General features: G+C 64.7%; 11 protein-coding genes, 1 tRNA gene and 2 pseudogenes. 8 read left to right on the top strand and 6 right to left on the bottom strand.

Features of this window, described 5'->3' with window-relative positions; genetic code table 11:
- Positions 1–24: 24 nt before the first annotated feature.
- The 7 genes and pseudogenes from cysN to NW75_RS18060 form a co-directional block, all read left to right on the top strand.
- Positions 25–1,773, top strand: a pseudogene (cysN, locus tag NW75_RS18080) (sulfate adenylyltransferase subunit CysN); the annotation flags it as partial.
- Complete coding sequence (locus NW75_RS28410) at positions 1,692–1,922, top strand: adenylyl-sulfate kinase (protein WP_443024500.1); 231 nt, start codon at positions 1,692–1,694, stop codon at positions 1,920–1,922. The pseudogene cysN and the gene NW75_RS28410, both read left to right, overlap by 82 nt.
- The gene (locus NW75_RS18075) at positions 1,919–2,674 is read left to right on the top strand and encodes a 3'(2'),5'-bisphosphate nucleotidase CysQ (protein WP_033966597.1); all 756 of its coding nucleotides are present in this window, start codon (positions 1,919–1,921) and stop codon (positions 2,672–2,674) included. Before NW75_RS28410 ends, NW75_RS18075 begins: the two co-directional genes overlap by 4 nt.
- 88 nt (positions 2,675–2,762) lie before the next feature.
- Entirely contained in the window at positions 2,763–4,109 is a 1,347-nt protein-coding gene (locus tag NW75_RS18070) for an ATP-binding protein (protein WP_033966595.1), read from the top strand.
- A 120-nt stretch (positions 4,110–4,229) separates the two neighbouring features.
- Complete coding sequence (locus NW75_RS26865) at positions 4,230–5,600, top strand: TonB-dependent receptor (RefSeq protein ID WP_052192493.1); 1,371 nt, start codon at positions 4,230–4,232, stop codon at positions 5,598–5,600.
- Positions 5,601–5,682: 82 nt separating this feature from the next.
- Complete coding sequence (locus NW75_RS26860) at positions 5,683–6,690, top strand: hypothetical protein (RefSeq protein ID WP_052192492.1); 1,008 nt, start codon at positions 5,683–5,685, stop codon at positions 6,688–6,690.
- A gap of 25 nt (positions 6,691–6,715) precedes the next feature.
- Positions 6,716–7,741, top strand: coding sequence for a tyrosine-protein phosphatase (locus NW75_RS18060; RefSeq protein ID WP_231565296.1), 1,026 nt, complete (start codon positions 6,716–6,718; stop codon positions 7,739–7,741).
- Positions 7,742–7,770: 29 nt separating this feature from the next.
- Here the strand turns inward: NW75_RS18060 and NW75_RS18055 are convergent.
- Positions 7,771–7,847, bottom strand: a tRNA-Arg gene (locus tag NW75_RS18055).
- A gap of 49 nt (positions 7,848–7,896) precedes the next feature.
- On the opposite strand from NW75_RS18055, the gene NW75_RS18050 reads away from it, so the two are divergent.
- Positions 7,897–8,463, top strand: coding sequence for a hypothetical protein (locus NW75_RS18050; RefSeq protein WP_197057876.1), 567 nt, complete (start codon positions 7,897–7,899; stop codon positions 8,461–8,463).
- Here the strand turns inward: NW75_RS18050 and NW75_RS18045 are convergent.
- The 5 genes and pseudogenes from NW75_RS18045 to NW75_RS18025 all read right to left on the bottom strand — a co-directional run bounded on the left by NW75_RS18045 (position 8,460) and on the right by NW75_RS18025 (position 14,165).
- A pseudogene (locus NW75_RS18045) lies at positions 8,460–10,668 on the bottom strand (spermidine synthase). The gene NW75_RS18050 and the pseudogene NW75_RS18045 overlap by 4 nt on opposite strands.
- Positions 10,668–11,195: a GNAT family N-acetyltransferase gene (locus tag NW75_RS18040; protein WP_033966593.1), complete on the bottom strand. Its 528-nt coding sequence runs from the start codon at positions 11,193–11,195 to the stop codon at positions 10,668–10,670. Before NW75_RS18040 ends, NW75_RS18045 begins: the two are co-directional and overlap by 1 nt.
- A gap of 16 nt (positions 11,196–11,211) precedes the next feature.
- A complete protein-coding gene (locus NW75_RS18035; protein WP_231565295.1) occupies positions 11,212–11,736 on the bottom strand; it encodes a GNAT family N-acetyltransferase in 525 nt (174 codons plus the stop codon).
- The gene (hemB, locus tag NW75_RS18030; protein ID WP_033966591.1) at positions 11,733–12,725 is read right to left on the bottom strand and encodes a porphobilinogen synthase; all 993 of its coding nucleotides are present in this window, start codon (positions 12,723–12,725) and stop codon (positions 11,733–11,735) included. Before hemB ends, NW75_RS18035 begins: the two co-directional genes overlap by 4 nt.
- A gap of 48 nt (positions 12,726–12,773) precedes the next feature.
- Positions 12,774–14,165, bottom strand: a complete 1,392-nt coding sequence (locus NW75_RS18025) for an MATE family efflux transporter (RefSeq protein ID WP_033966590.1) — start codon at positions 14,163–14,165, stop codon at positions 12,774–12,776.
- Between the last annotated feature and the right edge of the window lie 123 nt (positions 14,166–14,288).

Raw genomic sequence — 14,288 nt, 5'->3', positions numbered from 1 at the left:
CTCCCCGGAGGGGAGAGGGAGTATTTGCCAGACGCCCTCATCGCCTCGGACATCACCGCCTATCTCCTCCAGCATCAGCGCAAGTCGCTACTGCGCTTCATCACCTGCGGGTCGGTCGATGACGGCAAGTCGACCCTGATCGGCCGCTTGCTCTACGATTCGCGCGCAATTTTCGCAGACCAGCTTTCCGCGCTGGAGGCCGACAGCAAGCGTGTCGGCACGCAGGGTCAGAATATCGACTTCGCCTTGCTGGTCGACGGGCTCGCCGCCGAGCGCGAACAGGGCATCACGATCGACGTCGCCTACCGCTTTTTCGCCACCGAAAAACGCAAATTCATCGTCGCCGATACGCCGGGCCACGAACAATATACCCGCAACATGGTCACGGGTGCCTCGACCGCCGATGCCGCAGTGATCCTGATCGATGCGCGCAAGGGCGTGCTCACCCAGACGCGCCGCCACAGCTTCCTCGTGCACCTGCTGCGCCTGCGCCACGTGGTGCTGGCGGTGAACAAAATGGATCTGGTCGGCTATGATCAAAGGGTGTTCGACACGATCGTCGCCGATTACCGCGCCTTTGCCACCGCGATCGGTATCACCGATTTTACTGCGATCCCGATTTCGGGCTTTGTCGGCGACAATATCGCCAGCCGATCGGACGCGATGCCCTGGTATGCCGGCCCGTCGTTGATCGAGCATCTCGAGAGGATCGATGTCGAAACCGATGTCGCACAGGCGCGACCGTTCCGCATGCCGGTACAATGGGTCAACCGGCCCGACCTCGATTTTCGTGGTTTTTCGGGTCTGATCGCGAGCGGTCGCGTAAAGCCTGGGGATGCCGTGCGCATCCTGCCCTCGGGCCGCATCAGCCATATCGCGCGCATCGTGACGATGGACGGCGATTTGCCCGAAGCGGTGGCGGGGCAATCGGTCACGCTGACACTGGCCGACGAAGTCGATTGTTCGCGCGGCGATGTCATCGCCACTGCCGACAATCCGCCCCAGGTCGCTGACCAATTCCAGGCGACGATCGTATGGATGGCGGAGACGCCGTTATTGCCCGGGCGCAGCTATTGGCTGAAGCTCGGCACCCAGACGGTCAGCGCGACGGTGCAGGAGCCGCGCCACGCGATCGACGTCAACACGCTGGCCGAATTGTCGGTCAGGACGCTCGCCCTCAACGATATCGGCGTGGCCGAAGTCTATACCGATCGCGATCTGGTGTTCGAACCGTTCACCGAAGGTGCCGATCTTGGCGGCTTCATCCTGATCGACCGCGCGACAAACGCCACCGTAGCTGCGGGAATGCTCCACTTCGCGCTGCGCCGCGCGCAAAACGTGCACTGGCAAGCGGTCGACATCACCCGCGCCGCGCACGCCGCGCAAAAAGGCCAGACGCCGCGCCTGCTGTGGTTCACCGGCCTGTCGGGATCGGGCAAGTCGACGATCGCCAATCTGGTGGAAAAGAAACTGTACGCGCTCGGCCGCCACAGCTTCCTGCTCGATGGCGACAATGTGCGCCACGGTCTCAACAAGGATCTGGGCTTCACCGACGCCGACCGGATCGAGAATATCCGGCGCGTCGGGGAAGTCGCCAAGCTGATGACCGATGCGGGGCTGATCGTACTGACCGCCTTCATCTCGCCCTTCCGCGCCGAACGCGAGATGGTACGGGCGATGCTGCCCGAGGAATTCGTCGAGATCTTCGTCGATACGCCGCTGGCCGAGGCGGAGGCACGCGACGTGAAAGGCCTCTATGCCAAGGCCGCGCGGGCAAAATCGCCAACTTCACCGGGATTTCGAGCGCCTATGAAGCGCCCGAACGCCCCGACATCCGCATCGACACGTTGCGCGAGAGCCCCGAAGCCGCCGCCGAGCGGATCGTCGGACATATTATGGGCGTGTGGAGTCCCGACCTTTGAGTGCGCAAACCGACGCCCAACTCGCCCGCTCGGTCGCGCTTGCCGCTGGCGAACTGCTGCTTGGCCTCTGCAAAGCAGGGGCGTGCGCCGATACCGAGCTTGGCGATCGCGGGGATGCCGAGGCCAATGCGCTGATCCTGCGGCTGCTCCACGCCGCACGACCCGATGACTTTATCCTGTCGGAAGAGGCACGCGATGATGGCGCGCGCTGCGCCGCGCAGCGCGTATGGATCGTCGATCCGCTGGACGGCACGCGCGAATTTCGGGAACGGCGCGCGGATTGGGCGGTGCATATCGGGCTTGCCATCGACGGTGCTCCGGTGACGGGGGCCGTGGCCCTGCCCGCCGTACAGCGCGTCTTTGCCACCGACGATGCCTTCGCCTCTCCCCAGCCCGCTCCGGCGCGCCCGCGCATGGTGGTCAGCCGCACGCGCGCGCATCCGCTGGTGCTGCGTGTCGCCGCGGCGATCGGCGCGGATCTGGTGCCGATGGGGTCGGCAGGAGCAAAAGCGATGGCGGTGGTGCAAGGCGATGCCGAAATCTACCTGCACACCGGCGGGCAATATGAATGGGACAATTGCGCGCCCGTCGCGGTGGCCCAGGCGGCGGGCTTGCATGCCTCGCGCATCGACGGATCGCCGCTACGCTACAATTGCCAAAATCCGTTGCTGCCCGATTTGCTGATCTGTCGCCCGGAATATGCGAGGCCGGTGTTGGCGGCGGTCGCGGCGGAGAATCCCGCGTCGGGATGAACCCCCTCGAAACGGCCAATTGTTTCGATGGTGAATCGGCATTAAACCTCGCCTGACCGGACGCCCGTCCGCTCGGGGAGATACATCGGTGCGGCTGTTTTCGGGACTGTTCCTGCTGCTGGCAGGTCAGGCGTTGCTGGTTGCCGTGCTGCCGGGCAGCGCGCTGATCGTCAATCTGCAGCGCGGACAACATGCTTATCTTGAAGCGCAGGACCGCCAGTCGCTCGTCGCGTTGAGCGCCCTGATCGCGTCACAGATTCGCGCGGGCACGCCTCTGGCGGGTGCCTTGTCGGCCGCGCAGGAGTTGGAAGATCACAACACCGGGGTCGGCGACGCGCTCCCTCCGCTAAAGAACCGCGTCGCGCTCTATACCGTGACGGGTCAGCGCCTGGCAGGGGCAGCACCGGATGCAGACGGTGTCCGCGCCACCCATCCGGTGACGCTGGCCGGGCAAACGCTCGGCGTCCTCAAGATTGTCTCGGGAAGCGCGGAGACCCAGGCAAGCTACGCCTTCGTCCGCGATCAACTGCTGGGGATCGCGGTGGCCGCGTTCGCAACGCTGCTGATCCTGCTTGGCTGCGGCCAGGGTATCGCTGCGCGCTGGACGCGCCCGCAACGCGCGCTATTTCGCGCCAGTCGCGCGATTGCGCATGGCGATTTCGAAACCGATTTCTCCGAAACCGGCCCGGTCGAAACGCGCGCGACCATGCGCAACCTCAGCCACATCGCCCGGCGGTTCGACCGGCTCGAATCCGCACGACGGACATGGTTGGTGGCGGTGTCCGAAGAATTACGGGTTCCCGTTCTTCGGCTCGGTGAAAACGTTGCCGCGTTATACCACAAGATGCCGGACAATCAGCGGGATTTCGCCGAGGTGGCGGAAGGCGTGCAACGCTTGCAGGAAATGGCGGAGGATCTGCACGCCGTCGCGTTGGCCGATCTCGGTCGCCTGCCCGTTACCTTCGCGACGGTCGATCCGGTCGCGCTGATCCACAATGCGGTGTGGGCCAATAGCCGCCGCGCCAAGGCGCAATCGGTGTCGGTAGAACCCGGGCAATTGCCGTCCACGACGGTACTGGTGAAATGGGACGGTGCCCGGATCGAGCAATTGTTCACCGCGCTGATCGAAAGCAGCCTGCGCTACACGCCAGCGGGAGGACGCATCGCTCTGGGGCTTGAGGGGCATCGCAATGCCTGGCGGCTGATCATCGACGACAGTGCGCCGGGCGTCGACGTCGGGCTGGCGCAGCAATTGTTCGAGCCCTTCTATCGAACCACCAAATTGCCGGGAGAGTCCGTCACCACCTCGGGTCTTGGCCTTGCCACGGCCCAAGCCATCGTCGAGGCCCATCACGGGCGGATCGAGGCCGGGCACTCTCCGCTGGGCGGCTTGCGCGTCACGGTCATTTTACCGACGACACCGCCAAGCGCCTGACGGCCAAGGGCGAATTTTTCCATAATTGTGCATCGCAACATTTTTGAACGATATTCGTAACGCACACGACACGAAACACGCACACGGGAGCCCCGACAGTTCTTAAGAACGGGGGATCCAATGAACATCAAGCACCACACTGTAACGGCTCGGCTGCTCGCGGCGACCGCATTTTGCTCGATCATCGCCGTGTCGCCAGCCTATGCGGCCACTGCACCCGAGACCGCGCCGACCGTGCCCGCCGCCGCCAGCGAAGGGGACCAGCTTGGCGACATCGTGGTCACGGCTGAGAAGCGGCCGCAAACCGCGCAAAGGACTCCGATCTCGATTTCGGTGCTGAGCGGAGCCGATCTTGCAAACCGGCATGTCGTTTCGCTCGCCGATCTCACGGACGGTTCGATCCCGTCGTTGAAGGTTGCGCCTTTCTATTCGCGCAACTCCGCGCTGATCGTGAATATTCGCGGTGTCGGTGTGCTGTCGGACGGCAACCAGCCCGCACGCGACCAGGGTGTCGGTGTGTACGTCAACGGCGTCTATCTCGGCCGTGCGCAGGGCCTCGGCACCGCGCTGTTCGACATTGACAGCCTGGAAGTGCTGAAAGGCCCGCAAGGCACGCTGTTCGGTCGCAATACCGAAGGCGGCGCGATCAACATCACCACCAAAAAGCCGACCGGGGAGTTTCACGCAAACCTGATCGCCGGGGCCGGCAATTTCGGCAGCTACAAAGCCGAGGGACATATCGACTTGCCGTCGGTCGCTGGGATTGCGCTCAAGATCGATGGAGTCGTCAGCCACCGCGATCCGCTGGTGAAAAACACGTTGACGGGTGCATCGGGCTTCAATGCTTACGACAAGCGCGGCGTTCGCGTGGAAGCGCTGTGGAATCCGACATCGGATTTCAGCGCCGATTACGCGTTCGACACCTCTTATGATGCCTCGACGTCGCTGTATCTGCAGTTGCTTGCTCCCGGTAGCAACAAGCAGGCACCGCTCGGCACCGTTCAGGCGACACGCGCCGACGTCGCCAATGTCGGCGTGCCGGAACAACCGAGCGTCGGCAAGGTTCACGGCCATGAGCTGACGCTGGAGTATAAGCCCTCAAATACCCTGACGTTGAAGTCGATCACCTCCTATCGCTCGCTGACGCAGAGCCAATATGACAATGGATCGGCCGCAACGACCTTGTCGAACGGCACGGGCGTGTTCACGTCCAAGGACGCAAGCGGAGCGACCGTGCCACTGCTATTCGCCCGCTACAGCCTCGCCCAGTTCCGCCAAAATCAGATCAGCCAGGAATTTCAGGCCATCGGCGAGCTGCCGCGCCTTAAATATGTCTTTGGCGCGCTTTATTATCAGGAGCGGGTTCAGGATAACGCGCAGGCCTTCTTCACCAATCAGTGCACCGACACGACCTGCACCAATTACATCATCTTACCGCAAAAACTTCCGCACCGACGTCGTCAATTGGGCAAGCCTGCCGCAGTCCTATGATTCGCAGCGCATCGACCGCGCCAGCCATGTCACCACCACCAGCGTCGGTGCTTTCGGTCAGGCGACCTACACCCCCGCGCTCTTGGACGACGCGATCCACGTTACCGGCGGCCTGCGCTGGACGCGCGATGCCAAGCATGGGCAACTCTTTACAGTGAACGGGGCGACCCCGGTGGTCTTCGGCGTCAGCGGCACCCGCTATCTCGATGCGCATTGGTCGCGCGTCGATCCGATGGTCAACGTCCTCGTCGACGTGTCGCGCGACATCCATGTGTATGGCAAATGGAGCACGGGTTATAAATCGGGCGGTGCAAATTCGCGCTCGCTGCAATATCTCGCCTTCAATCCCGAAACGGTGTCGGTGTTCGAAGCCGGCCTGAAGACCGAGTTCTTCAACCGCCACGCGCGCTTCAACGTTTCGGCCTATGCCGGGACGTATAAGAACGTGCAGGTCGATTTCTCGGGTCTGTATGAGACGATCGTCGGCGGTGTGCTGACGCGCAGCAACCGCACGACCACCGAAACGCTCAACGCACCGGGCACCGGTGGCATCCACGGCGTCGAGGCGGATTTCAAGCTCACCCCAGTCCCGCATCTGACGCTGGGCGCATCCTACGCTTATACCTATGTCCGCATCCCCTCGACCGCCAATCCCTTCCCGGCAACCGCAGGCGGCACGGTCAACAACACCCCGGTCCCGATTTACCAGACCTACACGCCGAAACATGGGGCAAGCGGCACAATCGACTATGAGGTGCCGCTCCAGGGTGCCACGGTCCGAGCGCATCTCGACGGCAATTATGACAGCGGCTTCTATGCCAACGGAAACGACGTCCTCTATCTGGGCGCGGGCAACCCCGGCAATGTGTATCAGCCCAAGGGCGACAGCGCGTTCATCGTCAACGGCACGCTCGCGCTCGCCGATATCGACATGGGCCGGGGCGACGCGCGCGTGACGGTCTCGGTCTGGGCGCGCAATTTGTTCAACGAACAGCATGTGTTCTACCGGGCGCTCAGCCTCACCAGCGGTTACAACGGCTTCTTTAACGAAGCGCGGACCTTCGGCGGGCAGGTGCAGGTCAAGTTCTAAGACGATCCGATCCCGGAGACAGACCATGAAGATCGCCCCGTTTCGACTGAGACTTACCTTTGCCGCAATGGCTGCGGTAATGTTGGCGAGCGGGGCGGCAGGTCTGCCCGCCCGGGCCGATACCCCGATCGCAACGGCGGCACCGCATGAGCGGTTGCTGCCGTTGCAGGGCGGACGCAACTTTCGCGATCTAGGCGGCTATCGCACCGCCGATGGTCGCCACGTCAAATGGGGCCTGCTGTTCCGCTCCGGCTCGATGCACGGACTGACCGACAGCGATTATGCCTATCTCGAACGGCGCGGCATTCGTGTCGTGTGCGACTTCCGCGACACGCGCGAGCGCGCTTCCGAGCCGGTCAACTGGCCCGCAGCGGGCGCACCGCACGTGCTGAGCGCCGATTACAGACTCGACATGGCGGGCTTCATGCCGGCCGGACCAATGAAAGACTGGACCGCCGAATCCGCCCGCGCGGCCATGGCGGCGAGCTATCCGCATATGCTGGTGCAGTTTCACGACCAATATCGCCGGATGTTCGATGAATTGCTGGCGGGCCATGCCCCGCTCGCTTTCAACTGTTCGGCTGGCAAGGACCGCACCGGCGTCGCCGCCGCGCTGTTGCTGACTGCGCTTGGCGTGCCCCGCGCGACCGTGGTCGAGGACTATCTGCTTACCAACCGCTATCTCAACGCCAGAACGCTGCTGGCGAAGGACAGCAAGGCGACCGCCGGTTCGATCGGCCAAATGCCGTCACCGGTGATGCAGGCGCTGCTCAACGCCGATCGCAGCTATATCGAGGCCGCCCTGAAGGTGCTCGATTCGCATCGCGGCGCGCGCGCGGCTGGCTCCGCGACGAAATGGGATTGTCGGACGCAGACCTCGCCCGCTTGCGCCGCGCCTATCTCGAATGACGCCTATCCTTCCCCGACATCGGGGAAAGGGCAAAACCTAGCAGGATCTTTTGAAAAGCGAACGCGCACACGGCGTAGCGGCGGCGTCCGTCGCTGCGGCCCGCCGCCGTGCCTGTCGCGGCGTTGCCGGAAACCCCGGTAACGTCCTGCGATCAGACACTTTTGAAAGAATGGTGCACCCAGAGCGATTCGAACGCCCGACCCTCAGATTCGTAGTCTGATGCTCTATCCAGCTGAGCTATGGGTGCGTGGAGACGCGCTGTTAGCGGCGTCTTTTGAGAGATGCAAGTGCGTTGCGTGACCTTTCTCATCGGCATAGAGCAATTCGTGATGATGCTCCGCCCCCTGCCCGCCCGCCCCACCCGCCTCGCGCTGGGGTTTATCCTGACAATCGCCCCGGCATTGGCGGGGTGTGCCGCGCAAACCTCGACCCGCTACCCGTCGCTGCTGCCCCGCGCGATCGAATCGCGCAGCGATGCGGAACCGGATGTCGTCATTCCCGTCGTAGCGGCGGACCCGGCGACCGACCTGGCGTTGGCGGACCTGCGCAAGACGCTCGACAAAACCACGGCGGCCTTTGCGCCGGCCGCCGAAACCGCGGAGCGGCTCGCGAGTGCGGCGCAGGGCGACCGAGTCGGGGGAGAACGCTGGATTGCCGCGCAGACCGCCTTGGCCGGGCTGGACGACTATCGTGCGACCACCTCGTCGATGCTGACCGATATCGATTCGCTGGCGATCGCGCGCGCCGCCGACGGCAAACCCGACTATCCCGCCATCGCCAGCCTGCACAATGCCGCGCAAGCCGCGTTCGAAGCGCAGAGCGCGCGAATCGCGGCGATCGCCGCGCGCCTGCCGGACGCCTAACGCCCCGCCTTCAACAGCGGTAAAATGGTCGAATAGTCATCCGTCCAGGGCGCAAAGCCCGCACGCGGCTTGACCAGTCCCCAGGCCGAATCGCGCGCCTTCAAAGATTGGATCACCGCCGGGTCTCGCGACAGCGCAATCCATTGCGACATCGTCGCAGCATCGCGATTGATCGCGCGCGGATGATAGAAAAGCTGCGCGCTATACCACCCACCGCCCTGCGCCGCCGCCGCGACAACGGGTTCAAGATCGAGGAAGCGATTCGAAATGTGGACGAGCAACAATCCGCGTGGAGCGAGGACGCGCGCATAACTGGCGAATGCTTCCCGCGTCATCAGGTGCATCGGCACCGCATCTGACGAAAAACGCGTCGAGCGCCAACAGGTCAAGCGACGCCGCGGGCGCAACCGCAAGGTTCAGCCGTGCATCCCCCAACACGATACCAGGGTGCGGAAGACACCGCGAAAGAAAGGTGAACTGGCCGGTATCGCGCGCGATCCGCACCACCGCCGGGTCGATCTCGTAAAAGCGCCAATCCTGCCCCGCCACGGCATAGCAAGCGAGCGTTCCCGACCCCAAACCGACAATCCCGACTCGCGCATGCGCGCCATACAGTATTGGCAGCACCTGCATTGCGCGGCCAACCCCCGACGCTGCGACATAATAGGCAGTCGGGGTCCGCTCGCGAGCGGGCGAACCCAGCAACTGGACACCGTGGACCGTAGTGCCGTGTGCCAATTGCCGCTGGGTCGCCGCGTTATGAACGGTATAAACGCCGAAATAGCTCCGCGTGCGCGCGTGCGGTTCCAATGAGATCATCACCGCCCGGTATCCGCCGAACGCGACCAACACGCCAAGCAGTACAGACACAAACGCCCACCGCGCGCCCATGGATAACAGCCCGATCACGACGATCACCAACAAAGCGGCCTGCGGCAGCGCGCCAAGCCCCGGCCCCGCATCCGCCAGAATCAAACCCACCAGCCCCAGCACGACCAGCGCCACCACGCCGGTGAGAATATGGCGGCGGTGCGCGCTCCCCTCCCACAATCTTCTGATCGGACGCAGCAAGGCATGCTGGGGCACCAATAGCCCGGCCGCGAGCACCAGGATCGGATATTCATAGGTCCAGTCGAACACGAGCGGGGCGATCAAGGCGGCGAACACCCCACCGAGCGCCCCGCCCACCGCCATCGCCAAATAGAATCCGGTCAGCCGGTCCGGCTCGGGTCGAATGCGGTACAAGGCGGTGTTGAGCGCCACCGACACCAGAAACAACAGCGCCAGCGCCATGATCGCGCCGAGATAGGGCATGCCCCCCATACCGGCCACCAAAATGCCGCCAAACAGCAGGATCGCGACCGGTGCGACCCGCGTCTGCATATCCGCCATCGTGCGATCGGTGGCGAACGCGACGGTGAAGCTCAGCAGATAGAGGCCGAGCGGCACCACCCACAGCAGCGGCATCGCGACGATATCAGTGGAGATGTAGGTAGACGTGGCCAGCATCAGCCCTGACGGCACGAATGCCAGCGCGATCCAGTGTGCGACGCGACGGCCGGTGGGTGGCGCAGATTGCGGGGCAGGACTGGCCAGCGCTGCCGCACCCGGTGCGGTTTTCGGCAAAATGGCCGCGCATAAAGCGACCAGCAGGCCGACCAGGATATACCCGCTGCTCCACAGGATGCGCTGGCCGAGAAGCGCCATGCCGGGCTCCACCACCAATGGATAGGCGATCAGCCCGGCAAAACTGCCGAAATTGGAGGCGGCATACAGCGCATACGGATCCTCCCCCTCGCGCGACAGGCTGAACCAACGCTGCAGCAGCGGTGCCTGCGCCGACACTGCGAAAAACAGCGGCCCGATCGAAAGACACAGCAACCATGGCACCCATAGTGCCGGTTGCGCGGTCGGTCCCGGCTGCAGCGCGTTGAGGCCGATCGGCAACCACAGCCCGGCAACCAGCAGCACGGCGAGATGCATCATGCCTTGCGCGCGGGGCCCAAGCCGCCCCAGCCAATGCGCATAGGCATACCCGCCGAGCAGCAACGCCTGATAGACCAGCATCGCCGAGTTCCACACCGCAGGCGCGCCGCCGAGGCGCGGCAGCGCCATGCGCGCGACCATCGGCTGCACGAGAAACAGCAGGAACGAACTGGCCAGGATCGTGACGACGAAAAGCGGGCGAACCAGGCGTATGGACATCAGGCAGGCCGATCGATGCGATAGAGAATGTGGCGCTTGAGCGGGCTGCCCTCCGGGACAGCGGGATGATCGAAATCGCCGCCTTCGACGCGGGAGAGGCCGAGCCGCTCCATCAGGCCCCAACTGCGCGTGTTGGCGGCGACGGTGATCGCGGTGATGCGCGGTGCATCCAGATGGCCCCAGCCCCAGGCCAGGCTCGCCTCGGCCGCCTCGCGCGCATAGCCCTGCCCCCACGTATCGCGGCGCAAGCGCCAGCCTATCTCGATCTCGCCTTCGAGAAAGTCATATCCCTGCTGCAGGCCGCAAAACCCGAGAAAGGCGGCGTCGCTCTTGCGTTCGATCGCCCAGAAGCAGCAGCCCGCTTCGGCCTGCCGCGCGACGCAGCGTTTATAGGCGGCGCGCGCTTGGTCGAGCGTCGTGAGGGGGCCGAGATAGCGCATGACCTCTTCGTCCTGCCCCATCGCATGGAACGGGGCGACATCCGCTTCGCGCCAGCCGCGCAGGATCAGGCGCGGCGTCTCGATCATGCGGTGGGGCGGTCGATCACATAGACGACGCTGTCGCGCAGCCGGTCGCCTCGGGATAGCTTGGATGCTCATAATCGAGCTCTGGCGCGGCGCGCATGCCGATGCGCTCCATTACCCGCTGGCTCTTGACGTTGACGCGCGCGGTGACGGCGACGATGCGCGGGTCGGTGCGGTTGGCCCAGGCCCAGTCGATCACGGCGCGGGCCGCTTCCCCGGCATAGCCCTGCCCCCAATGCGCCGGGCCGAACATCCAGCCGATTTCGAGCTCGCCGGCCAGCGGGCGGCCGGGATCGCTGGGCTTGAGACCGCAAAAGCCGACCGGCACGCCATCGGCGCGGCGCTCGACCATCCAGAAGCCGAGGCGATCGGCACGATAGGCTTCATGCCGCGCGATCACCGCATCGGATGCGGCGGCGTCGCGCACCGGACCGAGATCGGCCATCACTTGGCGGTCGCCGAACCAGCCGTGCAGCGTCGCGCGGTCGGCGGCACCGGGCACGCGCAGCCGCAGCCGCTCGCTCTCGACGATCGTCTCTATCACGCGCCGAGCAACCGCGCCGCCAGCGCCGCATGATAGGTGAGCACGCCCGAACAGCCCGCGCGCTTGAACGCCATCAACGTTTCCAGCACCATCGGATCGCGTTCGGCGGCACCCGCTGCAACCGCCGCCTCGATCATCGCATATTCGCCACTGACCTGGTACGCGAACACCGGCACTTCGAACGCCGATTTCACCCGTGCGACGATGTCGAGATAGGGCAAGCCGGGCTTGACCATGACGCTGTCGGCACCCTCGGCGAGATCGAGCGCGACTTCGCGCAGCGCTTCCTCGGCATTGGCCGAATCCATCTGATAGGTCTTCTTGTCGCCCTTCAGCAGCCCGCGACTGCCAACCGCATCGCGGAACGGGCCGTAGAACGCGCTGGCGTATTTCGCGGCATAGGACATGATCTGGACATTGTGGTGCCCGCCTTGCTCCAGCGCGTCGCGGATCGCGCCGATGCGACCGTCCATCATGTCGGAAGGCGCGATGATGTCCGATCCGGCTTCGGCCTGGTTGAGCGCTTGGGCGACCAACGCCTCCGAGGTGATGTCGTTGACGACATAGCCGGCTTCATCGACCAAACCGTCATGGCCGTGGGTGGTATAGGGATCGAGCGCGACGTCGGTCAGCACCCCGATTTCGGGCACGGCATCCTTCAGCGCACGGATCGCGCGGCACATGAGGTTGTCGGGGTTGAGCGCCTCGCGCCCGTCATCGGTGCGCAAATGCCCTGGCGTATTGGGGAACAGCGCGAGACACGGAATACCGAGATTGCGCGCCTCACGACCGCGCGCGACGATGCCATCGACCGACCAGCGCGACACGCCGGGCAGCGAGGCGATCGGCTCTTCCACGCCCTGCCCTTCGGCAATGAACAGCGGCCAGATCAGATCGGCCGGGGTGAGCACGGTTTCGGCATAGAGCCGACGGCTCCACGCGCTGGCGCGGGTACGGCGAAGGCGGAGGGCGGGATAGTGTGCGGTCATGCCCTGCTTTCTGGAACCGCCCGCACGCATGCGCAAGCGAGTCGGTGATCAGCCGACCGGATGTTGCCCGCCGACGGGTTCGGCGGCAGCAGCTTGCGTCGGGGCAGCAGCGGTGCTGGCGGGGACCACCAGCCGCTGTTTGCGCCAGCCGCCGTAGCGATAATAGACCGACGACATCAGCAAGGTCGCGACCGAGCCGAGCGGGAAGCTCCACCACAAGGAATCCGCGCCGAGGCTGCCCTTGAAGGCAAGCGCGAAGCCGAGCCGCACCGGGTACATGGCGATGATCAGCATCACCAAAGGTGCCCATACCGCGCCGTTCGCGCGCACCGCCGAGAACAGCACCATCGTCATGCCGAAGACGATGAAGTTCCAGCTCGCCAGCACCTGGATATGGCGCGCGATCGGCAAGGCCGGGCTGTCGCCGCCGAGGAACACCGCCATCACCGGGCGATCGAACAGGATCACCGCAGCCACCATGGTCGAGGTGAGCAAGGCGCTGAACAGCAGGCCCGACCGGGTAATGCGATCGACCCGATCCCACAGCCCCGCCCCGATATTCTGCGCGACCATGCTGCTGACCGCCGCACCGACGGCGAGCGCGGGCATCTGGATATAACCCCATAATTGCATCGACACGCCGTAGGCCGCGCTGGTGTCGACGCCGTAGCGGTTGACGAGGCCGGTCATCGTCAGCGCGGCGAAGGACACGACCAGCATCTGCGCGCCCATTGGCAGGCCCTTGCCGATGATCGTGCGGATCAAGGCGGGGGACGGGATCAACCAGGTCAGTTCATGCCCGCGCAGCCGGATCGGCAAATCACGCAGATAGATAAAAGCGAGCAGCCCAAATGCTGCGACATGCGCGGAGATGAGCGTCGCGGTGGCGGACCCGGCGATGCCCATGGCCGGCATGCCGAACCAGCCGCGGATGAAAACAGGGTTGAGCCCGCTGTCGAGCACGACACTCAGCACCGTGAACCACAAGGGCGTGATCGAATCGCCGACGCCGCGCAGCGCCATGCCGAGCAGCACCAGCAGCAGCGTCGCGGGGAGCCCGAGGAAGATGACGCGCAGATACTCGAGCGCCAGCGGCATCACGCTGGGCGGGGTGGCGAGCACCTTCAGGATTTCGGGCGTGAAGATCCAGCCGAGCACCGCGATCACCACCGCCGCGCCCATTACCAACCCGATCGACGCGCCGAACGCACGCCGCGCCCCCTCAATGTCGCGGCGGCCGATACTCTGGCCGATCAGGATTGTCGCCGCCATGCCGAAGCCGAAGATGCCAGCAAACATCAGGAACATGATCGTGTTGGCATTGGCAGTCGCCGCCACCGCGCCCTCACCCAGAAAGCGCCCGACCCAGATCGTGTTGATCGACCCGTTGAGCGACTGGAGGATGTTCGCGCCGAGCGTGGGCAGCGCGAAGGCGAGCAGCGTCCGCCCGATCGGGCCGGAGGTGAGATCGTGCTTGCCGCCCCTGCCCCTTACCGGAGGCGCTGCCGCTAAGGCTCCCCTCCCGCTTGCGGGAGGGGCTGCCCCTATTACTCCCCTCCCGCT

This window comes from Sphingomonas sp. Ant H11 (assembly GCF_000797515.1).
Lineage (GTDB): Bacteria > Pseudomonadota > Alphaproteobacteria > Sphingomonadales > Sphingomonadaceae > Sphingomonas.
The sequence above is the reverse complement of the archived record's forward strand: the minus strand, read 5'-3'. Positions and strand labels throughout refer to the sequence as shown.

Excerpts from the sequence above, each read along its gene's own strand:
- hemB (WP_033966591.1), bottom strand. The coding sequence starts at position 12,725 with ATGACCGCACACTATCCCGCCCTCCGCCTTCGCCGTACCCGCGCCAGC.
- NW75_RS18040 (WP_033966593.1), bottom strand. The coding sequence starts at position 11,195 with ATGATCGAGACGCCGCGCCTGATCCTGCGCGGCTGGCGCGAAGCGGAT.
- NW75_RS18060 (WP_231565296.1), top strand. The coding sequence starts at position 6,716 with ATGAAGATCGCCCCGTTTCGACTGAGACTTACCTTTGCCGCAATGGCT.
- NW75_RS26865 (WP_052192493.1), top strand. The coding sequence starts at position 4,230 with ATGAACATCAAGCACCACACTGTAACGGCTCGGCTGCTCGCGGCGACC.